The organism is Aggregatibacter kilianii, assembly GCF_003130255.1.
Classification (GTDB): Bacteria; Pseudomonadota; Gammaproteobacteria; order Enterobacterales; family Pasteurellaceae; genus Aggregatibacter; species Aggregatibacter kilianii.
This window is the reverse complement of record NZ_NRCN01000001.1, coordinates 117,407-141,089: the sequence shown is the minus strand read 5'-3', so window position 1 is coordinate 141,089 and position 23,683 is coordinate 117,407. Positions and strand designations below refer to the sequence as shown.

Sequence of the window (23,683 nt, the reverse complement as noted above, 5' to 3'; positions counted from 1 at the left end):
ACTATGACTAAAAAAATTAAAATGACCGAACTGGTGCTTCGTGATGCCCACCAATCACTTTTCGCAACCCGCTTGCGTCTTGATGATATGCTGCCAATTGCCCATGAATTAGACGACATCGGCTATTGGTCACTGGAAGCTTGGGGCGGTGCGACCTTTGATAGTTGTATTCGTTTTTTGGGTGAAGATCCGTGGGTGCGTTTGCGTGAGTTGAAAAAAGCCTGCCCGAAAACCCCGTTGCAAATGTTATTGCGCGGTCAAAACCTGCTAGGTTATCGCCATTATGCCGATGACGTAGTGGAACGTTTCGTAGAACGTTGCGTAGCAAACGGTATGGACGTGTTCCGTGTGTTTGATGCGCTCAACGACCCGCGTAATATGAAAGCGGCGTTGCAAGCCGTGCGTAAATTCGGCGGTCATGCACAAGGGACATTAAGTTACACCACCAGCCCGGTACACACCATGCAAACCTGGCTCGATACCACCGAACAACTACTTGAAATCGGTATCGACAGCTTGGTCATCAAAGACATGTCAGGTATTTTGAACCCGATGGCGGCAGCAGACTTAGTGCGTGAAATCAAAAAACGTTTTGACGTAGAATTACATTTGCATTGCCACTCGACTACCGGCATGGCAGAAATGGCGCTGTTAAAAGCCATTGAAGCGGGTGTGGACGGTGTGGATACAGCAATTTCTTCTATGTCCGGCACTTACGGCCACCCGGCAACAGAATCCATGGTAGCGACCTTACAAGGCACCGAATATGACACCGGTTTGGATATTCCGCGTTTGGAAAAAATCGCCGCCTATTTCCGTAATGTACGTAAAAAATATGCCAAATTTGAAGGTCAACTACGCGGCGTAGATAGCCGTATTTTAGTGGCACAAGTGCCGGGCGGTATGCTCACAAACTTGGAAAACCAGCTAAAACAACAAAACGCCTCCGATAAATTAGACTTGGTATTGGACGAAATTCCGCGTGTGCGCAAAGATTTGGGTTACATTCCATTAGTGACTCCGACATCACAAATCGTTGGTACTCAAGCGGTAATTAACGTGCTCACAGGCGAGCGTTACAAAACCATCGCCAAAGAAACCGCCGGTATTTTGAAAGGCGAATACGGCAAAACCCCGGCACCGGTAGATAGCGCATTACAAGCTCGCGTATTAGAGGGTGCAGCTCCGGTGACTGACCGCCCAGCCGATCACATTGCGCCTGAAATGGCGAAAATTGAAGCGGACGTTGCCGAACAAGCCAAAGTGAAAGGCGTGAAATTGGCAGACAACGCCGTGGACGATGCCTTAATCGTTGCCCTCTTCCCACAAATTGCTTGGAAATTCTTAGAAAACCGCAACAACCCTGCTGCTTTTGAACCGGCACCGACCGGCACTGAAAGTGCGGTAGAAAATAAACCTGTTTCTAAAGCTGCACCTGCGGCCTCCGGTTCTGCCATTTACACTGTGGAATTGGAAGGCAAAGCCTTTGTGGTGAAAGTCAGCGAAGGTGGGGATATTTCTCATGTGGCTACCACCACACCACAAGCTACACCGCAAGCGACTTCTGCTCCTGCGCCAACAAGCGGCGGCACACCGGTCACTGCGCCAATGGCGGGTAACATTTGGAAAGTCGTTGCAACAGAAGGTCAAACCGTGGCTGCGGGCGATGTGTTGTTTATTTTGGAAGCCATGAAAATGGAAACCGAAGTGAAAGCCGCACAGGCCGGCACCGTGCGCGGGATTTGCGTCAAAGCCGGTGACGCCGTAGCGGTGGGCGACACTGTGATGACCTTAGCGTAAGGAATGGCCTATGGAGAGTATTATTGCGTTAATTAAAGGGATGGGCATATTCCATCTGCAATGGGGGCAAGCGGTGATGATCGCCGTGAGTCTGCTGTTGCTATGGCTTGCCATTTCGCGCAAATTTGAACCATTGTTGTTGCTACCAATCGGTTTCGGCGGGTTATTGTCAAATATTCCTGAAGCCGGTCTTGCTATGACGGCTTTGGAGAATTTGCTTCATCTCGGTTCGCCTGAGCAAATTGCGGTGATTGCCGGGAAATTAGGCGTAGCCTCTGATCCGACACTTATCAAAACCGCTCTCGCCACAGCGTCCGGTTCCACCGTGCATCAACTGGAAGCCTTGTCTATGGACATGGGCTATAGCGCAGGTATTTTGGCATTGTTCTATAACGTCGCCATCGGCTACGGCATCGCCCCATTAGTCATTTTTATGGGCGTAGGTGCTATGACGGATTTTGGCCCGTTATTGGCAAATCCGAAAACCTTGTTGCTCGGTGCTGCGGCACAATTCGGTATTTTTGCTACGGTGCTCGGCGCATTAACATTGAATTATTTCGGTATTATCGAATTTACGCTACCACAAGCCGCTTCCATCGGTATTATCGGTGGTGCGGATGGCCCGACGGCGATTTACCTCACCAGTAAACTTGCGCCTGAATTGCTCGGTGCGATTGCCGTTGCAGCCTATTCCTACATGGCGTTAGTGCCGTTAATTCAGCCGCCGATCATGAAAGCCTTAACCACGGAAGAAGAACGCAAAATTCGCATGACGCAATTGCGCCATGTGAGCAATCGGGAAAAAATCTTATTCCCTGTGATTTTGCTCTTACTTGTCGGCTTACTCTTACCGGATGCCGCACCATTGCTCGGGATGTTCTGTTTCGGTAATCTCATGCGCGTCAGCGGTGTGGTAGAACGTTTAAGCGACACCACACAAAACGCCTTGATTAACATTGTGACCATCGTGCTTGGTTTGTCTGTAGGTTCCAAACTGATAGCCGATAAATTCCTACAACCGCAAACTCTGGGAATTTTAATTCTTGGCGTGATTGCTTTCGGAATCGGTACCGGTAGCGGCGTATTAATGGCGAAATTGATGAACAAGTTCAGTAAGAACAAAATCAATCCGCTCATTGGTTCTGCCGGTGTGTCTGCCGTGCCAATGGCGGCGCGCGTATCCAATAAAGTCGGTTTGGAAGCGGATCACCAAAACTTCCTACTCATGCACGCCATGGGGCCGAACGTGGCCGGCGTTATCGGCTCGGCAATTGCCGCCGGGGTCATGTTAAAATATGTCGGTACGTTGATGTAACGTTAAAAACGTTGCGAAAACCCACCGCACTTTTTAAATCAAATCATGGCGCAAGCGTATTTCGCTTGTGCCTTTTTTTGTTTGTTAAGCATGCTGAATATCGGCACAAGTGTGCTGACGCTTTCGTCATAGTTTAATTTCCCAACGAGTGCCTTTTTATTTCAGTTAACATCCATCTCAAAAAACGACCGCACTTTGATCGGCTCTCCTTTTGCAAATTTCTTGATAAAAGTTCTATATTTTTTTGTACTAGTGTAGTAGTATGTTTCGCATTCATGCAAAAGTGCGGTTGTTTTTCTAACTAAATTTCACAACACACTGATTTAATAGAATAAGGAGAGATAATAATGACAAGAATTGCATTGGTTACTGGGGCGACAGCAGGATTTGGCAGCGCCATCTGTCGTACCTTATTAAACGCCGGTTATTTGGTCATCGGTACCGGAAGAAGACATGAACGCTTAACACAACTGAAACAGGAATACGGCCAGCATTTCCTTCCCCTCGCTTTTGACATTTCTGACCGCAACGCCACAGAAACAGCCCTGAAATCTCTCCCTCCGGAATGGCAAACCATTGATTTATTAGTGAATAATGCAGGGCTTGCTCTTGGAATGGAATCTGCCGACAAAGCAAACTTAGACGATTGGGAAAAAATGATCGATACCAACGTGAAAGGCTTAGTGACCATGACACGTTTAGTATTGCCACAAATGGTAGCGCGTAACCAAGGCCATATCATCAATTTAGGCTCTATCGCAGGAAGTTATGCTTATCCGGGTGGCAACGTTTATGGCGGCACCAAAGCCTTTGTTAAACAATTCAGTTTAAACCTACGCGCCGATTTGGCCGGTACCAACATTCGTGTTTCAAATGTAGAACCCGGGCTTTGCGGCGGTACAGAATTTTCCAATGTGCGCTTTAAAGGCGATGACGCCCGTGCAGATAAGTTGTATGAAAACGTGCAATATGTGACGCCACAAGACATCGCTAATATTGTGTTGTGGCTCAACCAACAGCCGGAACACGTTAACATTAACCGCATTGAAGTGATGCCAACGGCACAAACTTTTGCGCCACTAAATGTTGCAAGAAATTAATAGATAATAGATAGATAAATAAAGGAAACAGAATGTCAGAGGCTATTTTAAACCCTTATTTCGGTGAGTTCGGCGGTATGTATGTGCCGGAGATTCTCGTACCGGTGCTACAACAATTAGAAAAAGCGTTTGTTGAAGCTAAAGATGATCCGGAATTCCAATGTGAATTTCAGGATCTATTGAAAAATTATGCCGGCAGACCGACCGCACTTACCCTTTGCCGTAATTTAACCAGAGGCACAAAAGCGAAAATTTATTTAAAACGTGAAGATTTGCTTCATGGTGGCGCCCATAAAACCAACCAAGTATTAGGTCAAATTTTGCTGGCTAAACGCATGGGAAAAACGCGTATTATCGCAGAAACCGGTGCCGGCCAACACGGCGTAGCGACAGCCCTTGCCTGTGCGATGTTGGGTATGCCTTGTCGTATTTATATGGGCGCGAAAGACGTAGAACGTCAATCTCCAAACGTATTCCGTATGCGCTTAATGGGCGCTGAAGTGGTTCCTGTACAAAAAGGCTCCTGTTCCTTAAAAGATGCCTGCTGTGAAGCCATGCGTGATTGGTCGGCAAATTATGAAAACACTCATTATTTGTTGGGTACGGCGGCAGGCCCTCACCCATTCCCAACCATTGTGCGTGAATTCCAAAAAATGATCGGCGAAGAAACCAAACGTCAAATTTTAGAAAAAGAAGGTCGTTTACCGGATGCCGTGATTGCAGCGGTAGGTGGCGGCTCAAACGCTATCGGTATGTTTACGGATTTTATTGATGAACCGAATGTGCGTCTAATTGGCGTAGAACCTGCCGGTCACGGCATTGAAAGCGGTGAACACGGCGCGCCGTTAGGCCATGCGAAAGTGGGTATTTATTTCGGGATGAAATCGCCGTTAATGCAAACGGAAGACGGCCAAGTGGAAGAATCCTACTCGATTTCTGCGGGGCTAGACTTCCCTTCTGTCGGCCCGCAACACGCCTATTTGCAAAGCATTGGTCGCGCGGAATACCCAAGCATTACCGATGACGAAGCCCTAAATGCGTTCCAAGCACTGGCAAAACATGAAGGCATTATTCCTGCATTAGAAAGCTCTCACGCGTTGGCGCAGGCGTTAAAAATGATTCATCTGGAGCCGAATAAAGAACAAATTTTGGTGGTGAATTTATCCGGTCGTGGTGATAAAGACATTTTCACCGTAGATAAAATTTTAAACGAAAAAGGAATGCAATTATGAGCCGTTTTGAAACCACATTTGCCCAATTAAGCGCGAAAAATGAAGGCGCATTCGTTCCTTTCGTTACCTTATGCGACCCGACCTTTGAGCGTTCTTTTGAGATTATTTGTACCCTCGTCGATAACGGCGCGGACGCATTGGAATTGGGCTTCCCGTTTTCTGATCCGTTATTAGACGGTCCTGTTATTCAGGCAGCCAATAATCGTGCGCTCAACGCCGGGCATAGCACGGAAGACAGCTTTAACTTACTTGCCAAAGTACGATCAAAATACTCCGAGATTCCAATTAGTCTGTTGCTTTGCGCTAATTTAATTTTTGCCAAAGGCTTGGATAACTTTTATCAACGTTGTGCGGAAGTCGGTGTGGATGCCGTTTTAGTGGCGGACATTCCATTATTGGCAAAAGAAGACTATGTCCAAGCAGCCAAAAAACACGGTGTTCAACCCGTCTTTATTTGTCCGCCGAATGCGGATGCCAAAACGGTGCAAGGCGTGGCTGAAAATAGCGAGGGCTATACTTATTTGGTTTCTCGTGCGGGCGTTACCAGCGCAGAAAATCAAAGTCATGCGGCTAACTTAGATACCCTTGTAGAGCAACTCAAAGCTCACCATGCCCCGCCTATCCTGCAAGGTTTTGGCATTGCCCAACCGTTGCAAGTAAAAGAAGCGCTTCAACTCGGTGCAGCCGGCGCGATTTCCGGTTCGGCGACAGTAAAAATTATTGAGCGAAACTTAGATAATCACGCTCAGTGTCTGAGCGAACTTGGCGAGTTTGTTCGCAATATGAAAGCGGCGACAAAATAACGTAAAAAGTCACCGCACTTTTCCTTTCCCTGATCAAAGGCCGATGTTAATTCGGCCTTTTTCTTTACAATTTATTAACTCATTGAGCTTATTCATAAAACAAGTGCGGTTAAATTTTTTCACATTTTTTGATCGTGAGAATTCTATTTTTAGATGTTATTATAAATAGGATTTATTATCATTATCAATAACATTATAAAAATTAAGGGCTTTTTATGAACGAAACTCAGGTTATTTTGCCAATCACCGATCCTAACCGACCGGATTTTGCTTGGCTTAACGAAGACAGCAAACTGTTTTTGCAGCGTGGTTATCTATTGGAAGGCACTTCTGCCCTAGATCGTATTCGCTTTATTGCCGAGTATGCCGAACAAAAATTGGGCATTGAAGGTTATGCAGAAAAATTTTATCACTACATGGCGCGAGGCTATTATTCACTTTCTTCACCGATTTGGTCGAATTTCGGATTGGATCGCGGGCTAAGTATTAGCTGCTTCGGTTCTTACATCGGCGATTCTATTAATGCCATTATGTCCACCGTGGCAGAAATCGGCGTGATGAGTAAGCTCGGCGGGGGCACATCAGGCTATTTTGGTGACATTCGTCCGCGCGGCTCCAACATTACCAATAACGGTAAATCCAACGGCTCCTTTGCTTTCACCAAACTGTTTGAGGCGACCATCGACACCATTAGCCAAGGCACCAGCCGTAAAGGTATGTTCGCCGGTTATATCGACATCGATCACGGTGATATTGAAGAATGGTTAGATATTCACACCGAGGGCAACCCGATCCAACTCATGTATTACGGCGTTTGTGTCAGTCATGAATGGTTGGAAAGCATGAAAGCCGGCGATCCGTACAAACGCCAAATTTGGGCAAAATTGTTACAACGTAAGACAGAAACGGGCATCCCATATATTTTCTTTAAAGACAACGCCAATGCGGGACGCCCGGACGTGTATAAAGATCGCAATATGATGATTCACGCATCTAATTTATGTAGCGAAATCGCTCTGCCATCCAGCGAAGATGAAAGTTTCGTGTGCTGTTTGTCTTCCATGAATCTACTCTATTTTGATGAATGGAAAGACACCGATGCGCCGGAAGTGCTGACTTATTTCTTGGATATAGTCATGAGTGAATTTATCGCGCAAAGCGCCAATATTCAATTTATGGACAGAGCCAATAAATTTGCCCATCGTCACCGCGCTTTGGGCTTAGGTGTGTTGGGGTGGCATAGTTATTTGCAATCAAAAAACATGGCTTTTGACAGTTTTGAAGCCATGCAGCACAACAATATGATTTTTAAATTGTTACAAGAAAAAACCTTAAAAGCTTCTAAGGAACTGGCGCAGCGTTTCGGTGAGCCCGAAATTCTGAAAGGTTACGGCCGCCGCAACACCACACTTATGAGCGTGGCACCGACAAAATCCAGTAGCTTTATTTTAGGCAGCGTTTCGCCGTCCATTGAGCCATTTAAATCCAATTATTACGTGAAAGATTTATCCAAAATTAAAGTGGTTTATAAAAACCCTTTCTTGGAAGCCTTGCTTAAACGTAAAGGGCTGGATCGCGATGACATTTGGGAAAGTATTTTGCTTAACGATGGCTCGGTGCAACATTTAACGGAATTAACGGAAGATGAGAAAGAAGTCTTCAAAACTTTCTCGGAAATCAGCCAGCTTTCCGTGATTCAACAAGCAGCACAACGTCAGAAATATATCGACCAAGGGCAAAGCGTGAATATTATGGTGCATCCCGCAACGCCGGCAAAAGACCTAAATCAGCTTTACCTCACCGCTGAAGAACTGGGTTTAAAATCCATTTATTACCAATACAGCATGAGTGCGGCGCAAGTGTTCAATCGAAACCTATTGAATTGCAGTAGCTGTGAAGGTTAAAAAACGCTGAAAAATTTCACCGCACTTTTCATCCTATTAAAACAACGATGGCGCGGCTTTCTAGCTCGTGCCAAATTTTATAAAACAGATTGGTAGCCTGCCATTAATAATATATAAATCACGAGGATTACAAAATGAATGCCACCCAAAAACGCAGCTTGTTTGTTCCACGCTTTGAAATTAAACCTTACGAATATCCGGAACTTTTAGAATTTAAAGATGCCATTCGCCACTCTTATTGGTTACACACGGAATTTAATTTCACCGGAGATATTCAGGATTTTCGTACACATATCAGCGATGTGGAACGTTCCGTTATCACCAAAACCATGTTGGCGATTTCACAAATTGAAGTGAGCGTCAAACGTTTCTGGGGCAATTTATATAACTACTTCCCAAAGCCGGAAATTGAAGATGTGGGCGGCAGTTTTCTTGAATCGGAAATTCGTCATAAAGACGCTTACTCGTTCTTATTAGAAAAATTAGGTCTTAATGAAATGTTCCTTAATGTGCGCCAATACAAAGCCATCATGGCGCGTATCGAATACATGGAAGCCTTTATGCGTAAAAAAGACGTTAGCCAACAAGACTTCGTATTATCGTTAATCATGTTTTCCCTATTTGTGGAACACATTTCATTATTCAGCCAATTTGTCATCATGATGAGCTTCAATAAACATAAAAATCTATTCAAAGGCATTTCCAACGCCGTGGAAGCTACCTCTAAAGAAGAGGAAATCCACGGTCGGTTTGGTATTACCCTTTATGGCATCTTGCGTGAAGAACAACCTGAATTATTCACCGATGCTTTCTTCACTGAACTAAAAGAACTTGCCGACCAAGCCTTTACGGCTGAAAAAGAAATTTTGAACTGGATTTTTGAAGACGGCGAATTGGATTTTCTAAGCAAAGCTACCGTGGAAAACTATATTGCTAACCGATATAACAATTCGTTACAGGCGTTAGGGTTGGAACCGGTTTACAACATTAATCCGGAACAATTAAAAGAAACGGAATGGTTTGATATCGAAATTCTGTCTACCAAAGAAACCGACTTTTTCAATAAACGCTCCACCGATTACAGCAAAAAAATGAAACAAATCACAGCGGAGGATTTGTTCTAAAGTAAACGAAAAGTGCGGTCAAAAAATAAATGAATTTTTAACCGCACTTTGGGTTTATTACAACACATTGAAAATGAGCAAAACTAAGTGCTTTTTCCTTTTTGCAAGGACTTTTTTCTAAAATGTGATCTCGATCTAATTTTATTTTCGGCGTATAATACCGCTCAGTTTTTTGTGGGTAATTGATGAAAAATTGCTCGCTAATAGAAAGTTTCTACAATACAACTATTTACGGAGAATTTTAATGTCTAGAAGACTAAGAAGAACGAAAATTGTATGTACTATGGGTCCGTCAACCGACCGTGGTAACAATTTAGAAAAAATCATCGCTGCGGGCGCTAATGTTGTGCGCATGAACTTCTCACATGGTACACCGGAAGACCATATCGGACGTGCAGAAAAAGTGCGTGAAATTGCTAAAAAATTAGGCAGAACCGTAGCAATCTTAGGTGACTTACAAGGCCCTAAAATTCGCGTATCCACATTTAAAGACGGCAAAATTTTCTTAAACATCGGTGATAAATTTATTTTAGATGCCGAATTACCGAAAGGCGAAGGTACGCAAGAAGCTGTTGGTTTAGACTATAAAACCCTACCTCAAGACGTGGTACCGGGCGATATTTTGTTATTAGACGATGGTCGCGTACAATTAAAAGTATTAGCTACCGAAGGCGCAAAAGTCTTTACCGAAGTGACTGTCGGCGGTCCACTATCCAACAACAAAGGTATCAACAAATTAGGCGGCGGTTTATCTGCTGACGCGTTAACCGATAAAGATAAAGCGGACATTATTACTGCAGCCCGTATCGGCGTTGATTACTTGGCCGTGTCTTTCCCTCGTTGTGGTGAAGACTTAAACTATGCCCGTCGATTGGCTAAAGAAGCCGGTTTAAATGCGAAAATTGTTGCAAAAGTAGAACGTGCCGAAGCGGTTGCTACCGATGAAGCGATGGACGATATCATTTTAGCCTCTGACGTTATCATGGTTGCCCGTGGTGACTTGGGTGTTGAAATCGGTGATCCGGAATTAGTGGCGGTACAAAAGAAATTAATCCGTCGTTCCCGTAAATTAAACCGTGTTGTTATCACTGCAACCCAAATGATGGAATCCATGATCAGCAACCCAATGCCAACCCGTGCTGAAGTGATGGACGTCGCTAACGCCGTATTAGACGGTACCGACGCAGTGATGCTTTCTGCCGAAACCGCTGCCGGTCAATACCCTGCCGAAACCGTAGCTACTATGGCCAAAGTGTGCTTGGGTGCAGAAAAAATGCCGGGAGCAAGCGTATCTCACCACCGCATGAACATTGAATTTGACAACATCGAAGAAACCATCGCCATGTCAACAATGTTTGCTGCCAACCACATGAAAGGCGTAAGTGCCATTATTGCTATGACCAGTAGTGGTCGCACTCCTCTATTAATGTCCCGTATTAGTTCCGGTTTACCGATTTTCGCCTTATCCCGTAACCAAAATACATTAAATCTTTGTGCGTTATATCGTGGCGTAACACCTGTGTTCTACGATGGTGTCAGCCGTACGATGGAAGGCGCCCAAAAAGCCATTGCTTTATTGAAAGATAAAGGTTTCTTAATGACGGGCGATGTTGTGTTACTCACCCAAGGCGCTGAATCAGATCAAAGCAGTTCTAATACCAGTCGTATTCTTATTGTGGAATAATAACGACTAAGAAATAACAAAAGGCTTAGAATGTTCTAAGCCTTTTTTGTATTAAAAAAACATCGGATAAAACGACCGCACTTTGACCTCATTCCTCGTTAACCGTTTCCGGAAAGACCCATTCAAAGATTTTTTTACTTCGACTACCGGTCATCAACGGTTCAAGTTCGGTAACACAACGATGATAATGGACTGTTTTGCGGTGTTCTTCCAGTGCCGCCTCGTCCACATACACTTCATAAGCATAAAAACGGGTTCTTACGTCGGGATCACGCAATACGTCAAAACGCAAATTCCCCGGTTCTTGTCGCGTTCCCAGATAATTTCGTTTAAATACTTCTAAAAACTCTTGTTCTTTTCCTTCCTTAATATTAATTTCCACCAACATTGCAAACATAATAAACTCCTTAATTGCAAAAGAATGAAAAGTAAAAGATGTCCTCCCCGAACAGGGAGGAATCTGGTTAAACTATGCGTTTTTTTCGTGCAGATACAGATGATAGGCTTTTTCTGCATTTTCTCCGCCATGAACAATGGCATGAACCGCTTTTAACATGGCTATCGGCGCTTCGGATTGGAAGATATTACGTCCCATATCCACGCCGGACGCGCCTTGGTCGATGGCTTTATAGCACATATCCAACGCCTCTTGCTCCGGCAATTTTTTGCCGCCGGCAATTACGATTGGTACCGGACAGCCTGCGGTAACACGCTCAAAACCGCTATCTACATAATAGGTTTTGATAATATGTGCGCCCATTTCCGCGGCAATACGGCTTGCTAATGAGAAATAACGCTGATCACGTGCCATATCCTTACCGACCCCCGTCACCGCCATGGTTGGCATACCATAACGGGTGCCTTGATCGACCAATTGGATAATATTTTTGATGGATTGGTGTTCATATTGCGAACCAATATATACCTGCGCCGCCATCGCGGAAACATTTAAGCGCAAGGCGTCTTCCACGCACACCGCCACCGCTTCGTTAGATAATTCGGTAAGAATAGAATTCGCCCCGGAGGCACGAAGTACGACCGGTTTTCGGGTTGCCGGCGGCACAACGCTGCGCAAAATTCCACGGGTACACATCAACACATCGGTATATTCAAAAAGCGGTGCAATATGCAGATCGATACGTTCCAACCCGGTTGTCGGTCCTTGAAAATACCCATGATCGAAGGCAAGCATAATAGTTCTGCCGGTTTTCGGATTAAAAATATTAGCCAAACGGGATTGCATTCCCCAATCCAACGCCCCCGCGCCTTTTAAATAAAAAGCCTGATTGGTTTGCGGTCGATCCAAACTGAAATCTTTGCCGTCTCTGATATCATCTAAATCAGCCATTGAATACTCTCCTCAACTAGAAATTGTAATTATCGATATTGTCTTTGGTAAACACTACACGTTCAGGCAATAAAATAACGCCGTTGCCATCCGCTTCATATTCATAGCCTTGCACTTTATTCGGCGATACTTCAATGGTGCCGATACCTTGTACATTTAATTTATCGCCCACATTTAGTTTTTCACCTTTAAGCAATGCATTGGCGGCAGCCACGGAAATTTTGCCTTGTTGCACCACATCCCATAAGCCGAATTGTTTTACCGTGCCGCGTTTCACATAAGGACGCATCACATTCGGCGTACTGAATCCGACGATGACCACAGAATTTACTTTCAGATTTTCTGCAGCTTGTGCGGCCGCCGGCAAGGCGTTGGCGTCCGGTGCGATAATCGCATCTAAATCCGGATAAGCTTTTAAAATACCTTCGGCGGTTTGTAGGGATTTAATTGCATCGTTGTAACCGAATTGGGTCGTCACGATTTCCCATTCCGGATAATCTTTGGCAATTTTTGCTTTTGCTTCTTTCACCCATTGGTTTTGGTCGGTTACGGTTGGGCTAGAATAGAAAAATGCCACTTTGGCTTTCGGTTTACTGATTTGATTAGCAGCCATATTCACCAACATAGAACCTAACTGTTCCGGTGTGCCTTGGTTAATGTAATAGCTGCGACATTCCGGTTTGGTGTCGGAGTCCCAAGTCAGCACTTTCACGCCCCGTTTCATGGCCCGCTGTAAGGTGGAACATAACCCATCGGGAGAAACCGCAGACACAACAATGGCGTTATAACCCTGGTTAACAAAGTTATTAATCAATTGTACTTGGTTGGAAACGCTTGGCTCGGTTGGACCATCATAAGTGACATTCACGCCCAAGGTTTTTCCCATTTCGGTAGCACCTTGCCCGCCGCTGGTGAAGAAGCCGACCCCTACCAATTTAGGAATAAAGGCGATACGATCGGCGGCCTGTGCCGTTGTCACCACAGATAAGCCGAGTAATACGGAAAGTGCGGTGATTTTTACGCGTGTTTTCATAATACGTTCTCCTCTCAATTGAGTTTTACATAATTAATCTACTACTGTCTGACGTTCGGTCCGTCGGCGGATCCATTGCATGATGGCAGCGTAATGCAAACTGATAGATTTGCCGATTAACACGATAATAAGTAATGCGCCCGATAACGCACCGGAAATTTCATTGGAAATACCAATCATCTGCAAACCTTGTTGCAAATAACCGATAAGCATAGCGGCAATTGCCGTACCAATAATGGAGCCGGAACCTCCATAAATATTTGCTCCACCCAGTACCACAGCCGTTAATACGGGCATTAAGAGCGAACTTCCCAAATCGGAACGGGCAGAACCAAAATAAGACACCAACAGCACGGCAACAAAAGCGGCAATAATGCCGATAAAAGAATAAATCAGAAACAAAGTGCGACGAATCGGCACAGCACTGTAACGTGAAGTTCGGTCGCTTTGCCCAATTAAAAAGGTACTTCTGCCAATGGTCGTTTTGTGCATTAATAACCAAAAAATCAGTGTCATTAACAGAAAATACAGAATCGGTGTTGGAATATCGAATAAGGTTTGATTGGCAAAATCCAGTAAGGCATCGGGAAATCCGCCAATACCTTCATAACCTGTGGCGCCGGCAAAACCGGATAATAATAACGCCCCACCTCCGAACAAATACATGGTACCAAGCGTAATCACCAATGGATTCACTTTGGTATAAAGAATCAAGCCTGCGTTAATTAAGCCGCATAACACACCGACCGCAAAGGTCAGCGGAATTGCCAGCATCAACGGCACATCCGCTTTAAACAAGACACCTAAAGTAATAGCACATAAGCCGACGGTGGAACCGAAAGAAATGTCCATACCGCCGCTAACGATAATCATGGTCAATGGCAAAGCAAGCATGCCGATATAAATAAAATCACTGGTGCTATATAACAAGACATTCAGATCCAGCATACGTGGGTTAAAAGCGCCAAACCCAAGGATTTCAATGATGACCAAACATAATAGCGCCAATTCCCAACCGTATCTTTTCAATGCCAACATAACCATTCTCTCCCTATTTCGACCGCACTTTGACTTCAACGCCAGCGGAATTTTCTTCTTTTAAGAAACGGGCATAACGTTGTAATTTCAAATTATTAGCGATCATCACGCGAATGCGTCCGTCGAAAACCAACACCGCCAACAGCACAATCCCTGCAACAAAATTATTCCAATACGCCGGCACTTTGAGTAGCACTAAAATCGTATCGATTTGAATTAAGAAATAGGCGCCAAGCACCGCACCGATTAGATTACCTGCCCCGCCAAGCAAACTGATACCGCCCAACACGCAAGCGGCAATGGCTTTCATTTCCAAACCATTACCGGTGGAATTCGGCACAAAACCGATTTGTGAGGCAAAAACAATACCCGCCAGAGCTGCCGTCATACCATTTATGGAAAAAGCGACAATTCTCACCCAATCAATATGCACTCCAAGTTGCATTGCCCCTTGCAGATTATCGCCGACCGCATAAAAATTACGTCCGGCAGGTAACTTGGTTAAGAAGTAATAGGCGGTAAGAATCAGAATAAGCAGTACCCAACCGATGGGGGAAATATGTAAAAAAATGGGTTCGGATAAGGTTTTTAGCTGTTGCGGCAAACCTTCAATCCATTTCCCGCCAGTAATTAACAGCATGATGCCTTTATATAACCCCAATGTCCCTAAAGTCGCCACAATGGCAGGGATACGTAACGTTGCGACCAATACGCCATTTAGCAGCCCCGCAGTCAAACCGCAGCATAAGGTAAGAAGAAAGGCAGAAGTTAAGTCATAACCCGAGTTTAACAGGCTACCGACAATTACCGAGCTCAGTCCCATGGTGGATCCCACGGAAACATCAATATTGCGGGTTAAAATCACAAAAGTCGCCCCAATTGCCAACAGAATCACAATTTGGGCAGAGCTAAAAACCATGGTTATCGTTTGTAAATGGAACCCGTTGCCTACAAACCCCAACAATAAAAATAACAATCCAATAGCAATGAGAATGGTCAGTTCACGGTTATCTTGAATGAGTTTCAACATTAATTTCCACATCCCCTTCTCCTTATGTATGTGAACTGCCGAACGCCATTTGCATAATGCGGTTGGTATTAATCGCCTCACCGATTAACGAATCACTGATTTGTCCATCATGCATCACCAATACCCGTTGGGACATTTTCTCAATTTCTTCTAAGTCGGAAGAAATAAACAAGATTGCGACATTCTGCTTGGCAATATTCTTGATCAATTGATAAATATCGGCACGCGCACCCACATCGACTCCGCGAGTCGGTTCGTCCACGATTAACAATGCAGGATCCGCCTCTAAACATTTGGCAATCAAAACTTTTTGTTGATTTCCGCCGGATAAGGTTCTGGCCGCTTGCTGCTTATCACTGAATTTAATTCCTATCGCCCGATGATAACGTTCTAAAATGGCACTTTCCTTTTTCGTATCCAACCAGAATCCCATGTTGTTATAGGTCAGCCCACACACATTCCATGTCAGTGGTGAGTCCAAATATAACCCTGAAGCTTGACGGTCTTCCGGCAAATAAACAATGCCCTGCTCCAACCGTGCTTTGGTATCGCAATCACTGATCTCATGAAAATTAAAAAAAATCTGACCGCACTTTTGTTTGCGTAGGCCATACAGGGTTTCCGCAAGTTCGGTACGCCCGGCTCCCACCACGCCTGCCAAGCCTAGAATTTCACCGGGATAAATGTCGAGGGAAATATTTTTAAACCCCTCTCCTGTCAGATTAACGACTTTCAGAATCGGTTTATCATTACGCTTTATTCGATGGTGGCCGGGCAATTCCAGCCACAATTTTTGGCTTTCGGTGAGTTGGGCATTTTTAGCTTTCGGGGTAATCGCGGTGATTACTTCGTCTTTATTTAATTCGGCAGTTTTACCGCTTAAGGCGATGTAACCGTCACGCATAACACTAATGCGATGAGAAATTTTCCACACTTCAGGCAATTTGTGAGAGATGAAAACAATCCCAACGCCTTTATCCAGTAAGGATTGGATTTTTTTAAATAAATTCTCCGTTTCAACGGGCGTTAGTGAAGCGGTCGGTTCGTCTAAAATCAAAATAGACGCATTGCGCATGAGCCCGCGCATAATCTCTACCAACTGTTGATCTGCCACTTCTAATAAACCGGCAGGCATTTCCAACTTCAAATGAGAATTTAATTCGTGCAAAAGTGCGGTCAGTTTTTCCGATGTTTTTTCGTTGCGGGGCAAACCGAACAGAATATTTTCTTTCACCGTTAAATTCGGAAATAACAACGGTTCTTGCGGCACCAGATAAATGCCAAGCTGATGGGCTTTTTTCGGCGACAGCTTATGTTGCAATGTGCCATGAATGAGCAATTCACCACTATCTTGTGGCTGAATACCGGCAATGATTTTAACCAGCGTGGATTTGCCTGCACCATTGCCGCCCAATAAGGCGTGCACTTCACCTGCATATAAAGAAAAATCAATTGCTTTTAATACTTCCACACCGGAAAAAGATTTACTGATATTTCGGGCGGAAATTAAACATGGCCGTTCGGAAACTTGAGTTTGCATTTTACCCACCATATACACATGAACAAATGTATTTTCTATAAAACATTTTTTCAGAATGTTATGTGTAATCTTTAAAAATTTCTGCGAGCCTGATCACAAATTTGGATCGAAAGACAAGAGTATTGTTACTTTTTTCTAAAAAAGTGATCTTCATCATGCTTTTACAAAAAAGCGAAAGGAACAATTGATAATAAGTAAAAACAAATGAATAATGATGCTCAATCAGCCACAAAAATTAAAATAAAAACATGAATGAACTAACATCAAATCAACAAGAATTTATTCAAACCATTAGTGAAGAGGAGCTGTTGGCGAGAATCGCGTGGTTCTACTATCACGATAACCTAACCCAAAGCGAAATTGGCGATAAATTAAAATTGCCGCGTTTAAAAGTCTCCAGACTGCTGGAGAAAGGTCGGCAATCCGGCATTATCAAAGTGCAAATTAATTCCCGTTTCACCGGTTGTTTGGAGTTGGAAGAGGCATTGCAACAGTATTTTAATCTGAAACATATTCGTATTTTGCCTGCCTTGCCACAACATGAAATTAATGAGCGCTTGGGTGTTGGCGCGGCACAAATGTTAATGTCGTTACTCAAACCGAATCAAATGTTGGCAATCGGATTTGGCGATACCATCATGAAAACATTGAAATATGCCAACGAATTTATTACCCACAATGCCATAAAACTGATTACCTTATCCGGTGGCGTTGGGCCCTACATGAAAGGTATCGGTCAATTGGACGGCTCTTGTTCCGTCAGTATTATTCCGGCACCGTTGCGAGCCTCATCAACGGAAGCGGCAAGGCTTTTTAAACGGGAATCTTGCGTCCGGGATATTATGTTGGCGGCCTGTAGCGCCAATGCGGCAATTGTCGGTATCGGAGCCACTCGCCAAAAGGGGCAGGCAACACTACTGCGTTCCGGCTATATTACGGAAGAAAAACAACAGATTATCCGTAGCCAAGGCGCAGTCGGTGATATTCTCGGCTATTTTATGCGCAAAGACGGCTGTTTACAGCCCGATATGCCCTTACACGAGGAATTAATTAGTGTGCCGTTGGAAAATCTCAAGAAAATTCCAAATGTTATTGGGATTGCGGGAGGTGAAGACAAAGTGGAAGCAATTTTAAGTGCATTGTATGGAAAACATATTAATTCATTGGTAACGGAAGAAAACACGGCTCGGATGATGTTAGCGCAGTTAGTTTAGCGAAAGGTTTTGAATAAGAGCGATTTTCTTCCTAAATAAAGGAGGAAATGATGAGTCATCAAGCAACTTATTTAATGGCATTGGACGCAGGTACCGGCAGTGTTCGGGCAGTCATTTTTGATTTAAATGGTAACCAAATCACCGCCGCACAACGGGAGTGGACGCATTTTTCTGATCCGAACATTCCCGGCTCAATGGAGTTTGACCTAGCCAATAATTGGCAACTAACCTGTGATTGTATTCAACAGTCGTTAACCAAGTTTCAAATTCAGCCGCAACAAATCGCCGCAATATCCACCTGTTCCATGCGTGAAGGCATTGTGCTTTATGACGAACATAAAACGCCGATTTGGGCTTGTGGCAACGTCGATGCCCGTGCGGTGGAAGAAGTAAAAGAATTAAAAACCCTATATAACTATACTTTTGAGCAACAACTCTATTCGATATCCGGGCAAACTTTAGCGCTTAGCGCCGTTCCCCGTTTACTCTGGCTTGCCCATCACCGTCCGGATATTTATCGTCAGACGAAAGCCATCTCCATGATTAGCGACTGGTTGTCGTTTATGTTAAGTGGTGAGCTCGCGGTTGAACCTTCCAATGCTGGCACAACAGGAATGTTAAACCTGAAAACACGCCAATGGTCTCCCGAATTATTGGATATGGCGGGACTCAATGCCGATATTCTAACCCCGGTTAAAGAAACAGGAACCTTATTGGGTAAAGTCACGACGCAAGTTGCCAAACAAACCGGCTTGCAGGAAGGTACGCCGGTCGTTGTTGGTGGGGGGGATGTGCAACTTGGTTGCATCGGTTTAGGTGTCACCGAACCTGCTCAAGCGGCAGTTATCGGCGGTACATTTTGGCAACAAGTGGTTAATCTCCCCCAAGCGGTAACCGATCCCGAAATGAATGTGCGCATCAATCCGCATGTGATTCCACCATTAGTACAGGCGGAATCTATTAGCTTTTTCACCGGATTAACCATGCGTTGGTTCCGCGATGCCTTTTGTGAAGAGGAAAAAAGATTGGCCGAGCGCTTAGGCGTGGATGCTTATAGTTTGCTGGAACAAATGGCAGAACGTGTACCGGTTGGAGCCAATAATATCATTCCGATTTTCTCCGATGCGATGCATTTTAAATCTTGGTATCACGCCTCACCCTCTTTCATTAACCTCTCTATCGATCCGGATAAGTGCAATAAAGCCGTCTTATTCCGTGCATTAGAAGAAAATGCCGCGATTGTATCTTCTTGTAATTTGGAGCAGGTTCAAAAATTTTCCGGAGTTAAATTAACCTCTATCGTCTTTGCCGGAGGCGGTTCGAAAGGCAAGTTATGGAGCCAAATTTTAGCGGATGTCACCGGACTAATCGTTAATATACCTGTTGTCAAAGAAGCAACTGCATTAGGTTGCGCCATTGCGGCCGGTGTCGGGGTTGGACTCTACTCTTCTTTAGCCGAAACCGGTAAGAAATTAGTGAAATTTGAGCGACAACATCAACCAAATTCGAAAAATCATGCTTTATACCAAGCGCATAAAAAGCAATGGGTCAATATTTATAAAAGACAGCTACAACTGGTAGATAGTGGACTAACCACCTCACTTTGGAAAGCTCCCGGCATATAATTCCGGCTATTCATAACAAAAAAATCATAAAGGCAAATCTCTACGATTTTTTATTAGGCAATGACTCAGTGTAAATTCATTGCTAAAAATGACCGCACTTTTACCCTCGTTTCTAAGCCACCAATTCTGTTTTCATATAGGTTAAGCGATCAAGATTAGTGATGAAACGGCTTAGATCCTGTTCTTCCGGTTTATGGATGTAAGATACCTCACCTAACAACGGTGCATCAATTTTTTGCTTTAAAGTGTCAATAATTTCAGCGTAATAACCAAGACAAGGGTTAACACGATTAGCAACCCAACCTAATAATGGTAAACCACGATCAAGAATCGCTTTTGCCGTCAGCAATGTGTGATTAATACACCCTTCTTTAATACCTACGACCAACACAACAGGCATATTATGCTCGGCAACCCAGTCGGCAAAACTATAATCTTTGTTAATCGGCGTCAGCCAACCAAAAGCCCCTTCCACTAAAACAGACTGATAACGTGAAGATAAACGCGTTAAATCGGCATTTAATTTACTAATTTGTACCCGTTTACAATTTTCCGTCAGAATTGGCATCGAGTGTAAAAAGGTATAGCTGTTAATGTCTTCATAGCTCACTTTTTCTTTGGTGCTATGCATTAAGGTGAGTACGTCGGAATTATCCTTGGCATCATAATCATCTGTGGCGAGTTTTTGGTAATCGGGATAAACGATATCTTCTTGCCCGTAGGCAATAGGCTTATAACCGACAATTTGTACACCGGCTTTTTGAAGTGCCTGCATAATTGCACGACTAACAACGGTTTTGCCGACATTGGTGTCTGTACCCGTGACAAAAAAACTACTCATTGTCTTCCCCTTTCTCATACTAATGACAAAATTCTAAGGGAAATTCCAATGAGTAATATTGAGCTAAAACAAAAATTGATAGATTTCTCTTATTTTTATTCGTTTTTTACCAAATAAGTCAGCAAACTCCCATCATAAATACCTTGTTTAATCGCCGCTCCGGCAACAATTGGGCTGTTCCATTCGTATTTGCCGGTAATCACCTCTACCGGAACGGACTTGTTCGGTAAATAAGTAGCCAGTTTATGATTTAGTTGTTCAAGAAAAATGTCTTTAACTAGCAACAGGCCGGAATTCAACATAACTCTTTGTGCAGAGAAAATATTAACCAAATTCATTAAAATATAAGCAAAACAATCTGTTATATGGTCTAAAATGCGCAATGCATTTCTTTCGTTTTGTTTAATTTGTTCACATAGGAATTTTATTTTGTCAGAATTATTGGTGAATATATTATTCGGATATAAAGCGTCCACAAGTTGCACAATGGCGCGATGTGTAATTTGATGCTGCACTTGATAGCGTTTAACTTCAGGCAGATCATGATTCATCAGTGCCTGTAGTTCGTTTAGTCTTGGCACGATCAAATGATCAATATTCACCCGCTCCTGTTCACGATTAAACAAAACTTCACCCTGTGACAATACGCTAAGATTTATTTCCTCATCCAATTGTATGAATAACACATCGTCACAATTAATGACATTACCTAAAGTCGATTCGGCTAATAACCAGGTTTTAAAATATTCGGTAATTAAAATCGGCACTTTGAAATAAGGTTTAAATAAGGTTTTTAAATCCAAATGTTCAAATTCCGTATGGCCCAATTTAATTAAACAACCCTCCTTATCCAATTCACCGCCGACAGTAACGGAAAAAGTAATGGGTCTTGCCAATGCATGACTTTCTGCAAGAAATTGTTTCAGACTTCGCACTAAAAACTTATCTAAATGCTGTAAGTCATTTTTTAATAAAGGAAAAACGTATTGTTCGATAATCGCACCGTCTAGTTCACTTAGGATAATTTCAAACCGATCTTCCATTAAGGTGGCGCATAAAGCCTGCCAATAAAATGGAGAAACACATAGTGCAATGGCAGGACGTCCGCGTACATCCGTTGTACGCACTGTTTTTTCCATAACTAAACGTTCTTCAATTAAGGTTCGGCTTAAGGAAGTGATGGAGGCCGGCGCCAAGCCGGAAAGTTTTGATAACTCAATGCGGGAAATTTCTTCAAATTGTTCAATTAATCGGTAAATTTTACCTAATTGAATTAAACGTAATGGGGTTTTTTCTTCCTTTCTCATCAAATAATTCCATATTGTTATAATAATTAATTTACTGAAATTATTTATACCAGTTCGTTTTTTTTACTCAAGTGCTTTACATTAAATCTGCGTCTCACATCACAAAAATAAAAACTTCCGATACGCTTTGGCAATTATTCTAACTTGAGGTAAACTAACGCGGTTTATGAAAATGCATTAATTTTGAGGTATATATGACGAAAATTGCATCAATTGTAGATGTACTACAAGGCAAAATTGCAATTGGCGAAAAAGTGACTGTGCGCGGTTGGGTGCGCACCCGTCGCGATTCCAAAGCAGGCCTATCCTTTCTTGCCGTTTATGACGGTTCTTGCTTCGCACCAATTCAAGCTATCGTAAATAATGACATCACCAATTATGAATCTGAAGTGTTACGTTTAACCGCCGGCTGTTCCGTTATTGTGACAGGGACAGTGGTTGAATCCCCGGCTGAAGGACAAGCCGTTGAGTTACAAGCGGAAAATGTAGAAGTTGCCGGTTGGGTGGAAGACCCGGAAACCTATCCGATGGCAGCCAAACGCCACTCTATCGAATATCTACGCGAAGTAGCACACTTGCGTCCTCGCACAAATATCATTGGTGCCGTTGCACGTGTTCGTCACTGCTTAGCACAAGCCATTCATCGTTTCTTCCACGAGCAAGGTTTCTATTGGGTTGCCACCCCGTTAATCACCGCTTCTGATACAGAAGGTGCAGGTGAAATGTTCCGAGTTTCCACCTTAGACTTGGAAAACTTGCCACGCACAGACAAAGGTGCGGTGGATTTTAGCGAAGATTTTTTTGGTAAAGAATCGTTCTTAACCGTATCCGGCCAATTAAACGGTGAAACTTATGCTTGCGCATTAAGTAAAATCTATACTTTTGGGCCAACATTCCGCGCCGAAAACTCAAATACTACGCGCCATTTAGCGGAATTCTGGATGATTGAACCGGAAGTGGCTTTCGCAACACTCGCCGACAACGCAAAACTTGCCGAAGATATGTTGAAATATGTTTTCCGCGCAGTTTTAGCTGAGCGTCGCGATGATTTAGAATTCTTTGCTAAACATGTTGACGGTGATGTCATTAATCGCTTGGAACGTTTCATTAATTCCGATTTTGCGCAAGTAGATTACACCGATGCTATTGAGATTTTATTGAAATCCGGCAAAACCTTTGAATTCCCGGTTTCTTGGGGTATCGATCTTTCTTCCGAACATGAACGCTATTTGGCAGAAGAATATTTCAAATCCCCTGTTGTGGTGAAAAACTATCCGAAAGACATCAAAGCCTTCTATATGCGTTTAAACGATGACGGAAAAACCGTTGCAGCAATGGACGTGTTAGCACCGGGAATCGGTGAGATCATCGGCGGTTCACAACGTGAGGAACGCTTAGACATGTTAGATAAACGCATGGTAGAAATGGGCTTAAACCCGGAAGATTATTGGTGGTATCGTGATTTACGTCGTTACGGTACTGTGCCGCATTCCGGTTTTGGTCTAGGTTTTGAGCGTTTAATCGTGTATGTGACAGGGTTACAAAACATCCGTGATGTTATCCCGTTCCCACGTGCGCCACGCAATGCTAATTTCTAATACTTAAAAAAACAAAAATCCCCTTTTCAACTATGAATAAGGGGATTTTTTTTATAACGGTAAAAACATATTTAAAACTCACCGCACTTTAAAATATCAAACAACAAAAAAGATACCAAAGTGCAGTATCTTTTTTCGGTGTTTTTT

At 43.6% G+C, this 23,683-nt stretch carries 19 protein-coding genes; 11 read left to right on the top strand and 8 right to left on the bottom strand.

Translation table 11 applies throughout. The annotated features are described in order from the left end of the window. The first annotated feature begins 3 nt into the window (after positions 1-3). The 8 genes from oadA (at position 4) to pyk (ending at position 10,962) form a co-directional block, all read left to right on the top strand. The gene (gene oadA, locus DK428_RS00595; RefSeq protein ID WP_109064019.1) at positions 4-1,800 is read left to right on the top strand and encodes a sodium-extruding oxaloacetate decarboxylase subunit alpha; all 1,797 of its coding nucleotides are present in this window, start codon (positions 4-6) and stop codon (positions 1,798-1,800) included. A gap of 10 nt (positions 1,801-1,810) precedes the next feature. After that, positions 1,811-3,115, top strand: a complete 1,305-nt coding sequence (locus tag DK428_RS00590) for a sodium ion-translocating decarboxylase subunit beta (RefSeq protein WP_005703209.1) — start codon at positions 1,811-1,813, stop codon at positions 3,113-3,115. A gap of 347 nt (positions 3,116-3,462) precedes the next feature. Beyond that, positions 3,463-4,215, top strand: a complete 753-nt coding sequence (locus DK428_RS00580) for an SDR family oxidoreductase (RefSeq protein ID WP_109064018.1) — start codon at positions 3,463-3,465, stop codon at positions 4,213-4,215. A 32-nt stretch (positions 4,216-4,247) separates the two neighbouring features. Further along, positions 4,248-5,447 carry a tryptophan synthase subunit beta gene (trpB, locus tag DK428_RS00575; RefSeq protein ID WP_109064017.1) on the top strand — a complete coding sequence of 400 codons (1,200 nt, stop codon included), beginning with the start codon at positions 4,248-4,250 and terminating at the stop codon, positions 5,445-5,447. Then, on the top strand, positions 5,444-6,250 hold the full coding sequence (gene trpA, locus DK428_RS00570; RefSeq protein WP_109064016.1) for a tryptophan synthase subunit alpha: 807 nt from the start codon (positions 5,444-5,446) through the stop codon (positions 6,248-6,250). Before trpB ends, trpA begins: the two co-directional genes overlap by 4 nt. 215 nt (positions 6,251-6,465) lie before the next feature. Then, positions 6,466-8,154: a ribonucleoside-diphosphate reductase subunit alpha gene (locus DK428_RS00565; RefSeq protein ID WP_109064015.1), complete on the top strand. Its 1,689-nt coding sequence runs from the start codon at positions 6,466-6,468 to the stop codon at positions 8,152-8,154. Between the two features lie 134 nt (positions 8,155-8,288). Further along, positions 8,289-9,278, top strand: a complete 990-nt coding sequence (locus tag DK428_RS00560) for a ribonucleotide-diphosphate reductase subunit beta (protein ID WP_109064014.1) — start codon at positions 8,289-8,291, stop codon at positions 9,276-9,278. Between the two features lie 244 nt (positions 9,279-9,522). Beyond that, complete coding sequence (pyk, locus tag DK428_RS00555; protein WP_109064013.1) at positions 9,523-10,962, top strand: pyruvate kinase; 1,440 nt, start codon at positions 9,523-9,525, stop codon at positions 10,960-10,962. A gap of 88 nt (positions 10,963-11,050) precedes the next feature. Here the strand turns inward: pyk and lsrG are convergent, their stop codons facing one another. From lsrG to lsrA, 6 genes are all read right to left on the bottom strand, one after another. Continuing rightward, a complete protein-coding gene (gene lsrG / locus DK428_RS00550; RefSeq protein WP_109064012.1) occupies positions 11,051-11,359 on the bottom strand; it encodes a (4S)-4-hydroxy-5-phosphonooxypentane-2,3-dione isomerase in 309 nt (102 codons plus the stop codon). Positions 11,360-11,431: 72 nt separating this feature from the next. After that, a complete protein-coding gene (lsrF, locus tag DK428_RS00545) occupies positions 11,432-12,310 on the bottom strand; it encodes a 3-hydroxy-5-phosphonooxypentane-2,4-dione thiolase (protein WP_109064011.1) in 879 nt (292 codons plus the stop codon). Positions 12,311-12,326: 16 nt separating this feature from the next. Next, entirely contained in the window at positions 12,327-13,343 is a 1,017-nt protein-coding gene (lsrB, locus tag DK428_RS00540; RefSeq protein ID WP_109064010.1) for an autoinducer 2 ABC transporter substrate-binding protein LsrB, read from the bottom strand. A 33-nt stretch (positions 13,344-13,376) separates the two neighbouring features. After that, positions 13,377-14,381: an autoinducer 2 ABC transporter permease LsrD gene (lsrD, locus tag DK428_RS00535; protein ID WP_109064133.1), complete on the bottom strand. Its 1,005-nt coding sequence runs from the start codon at positions 14,379-14,381 to the stop codon at positions 13,377-13,379. Positions 14,382-14,394: 13 nt separating this feature from the next. Continuing rightward, positions 14,395-15,423, bottom strand: coding sequence for an autoinducer 2 ABC transporter permease LsrC (lsrC, locus tag DK428_RS00530; RefSeq protein ID WP_109064009.1), 1,029 nt, complete (start codon positions 15,421-15,423; stop codon positions 14,395-14,397). Positions 15,424-15,433: 10 nt separating this feature from the next. Further along, positions 15,434-16,951, bottom strand: coding sequence for an autoinducer 2 ABC transporter ATP-binding protein LsrA (gene lsrA, locus DK428_RS00525; protein ID WP_109064008.1), 1,518 nt, complete (start codon positions 16,949-16,951; stop codon positions 15,434-15,436). A gap of 248 nt (positions 16,952-17,199) precedes the next feature. Here lsrA and lsrR point away from each other — a divergent pair, with 248 nt between their 5' ends. Together lsrR and lsrK are read left to right on the top strand one after the other, a co-directional pair. After that, positions 17,200-18,165: a transcriptional regulator LsrR gene (lsrR, locus tag DK428_RS00520; protein WP_012771496.1), complete on the top strand. Its 966-nt coding sequence runs from the start codon at positions 17,200-17,202 to the stop codon at positions 18,163-18,165. A 50-nt stretch (positions 18,166-18,215) separates the two neighbouring features. After that, positions 18,216-19,790 carry an autoinducer-2 kinase gene (gene lsrK, locus DK428_RS00515; protein WP_109064007.1) on the top strand — a complete coding sequence of 525 codons (1,575 nt, stop codon included), beginning with the start codon at positions 18,216-18,218 and terminating at the stop codon, positions 19,788-19,790. 112 nt (positions 19,791-19,902) lie between these two features. Here the strand turns inward: lsrK and bioD are convergent, their stop codons facing one another. Both bioD and DK428_RS00505 read right to left on the bottom strand, forming a co-directional pair. Next, complete coding sequence (bioD, locus tag DK428_RS00510; protein ID WP_109064006.1) at positions 19,903-20,631, bottom strand: dethiobiotin synthase; 729 nt, start codon at positions 20,629-20,631, stop codon at positions 19,903-19,905. Between the two features lie 95 nt (positions 20,632-20,726). Further along, positions 20,727-21,938: an ROK family protein gene (locus DK428_RS00505; RefSeq protein WP_109064005.1), complete on the bottom strand. Its 1,212-nt coding sequence runs from the start codon at positions 21,936-21,938 to the stop codon at positions 20,727-20,729. A 194-nt stretch (positions 21,939-22,132) separates the two neighbouring features. On the opposite strand from DK428_RS00505, the gene asnS reads away from it, so the two are divergent. Beyond that, positions 22,133-23,536, top strand: a complete 1,404-nt coding sequence (asnS, locus tag DK428_RS00500; RefSeq protein WP_109064004.1) for an asparagine--tRNA ligase — start codon at positions 22,133-22,135, stop codon at positions 23,534-23,536. Positions 23,537-23,683 lie beyond the last annotated feature (147 nt).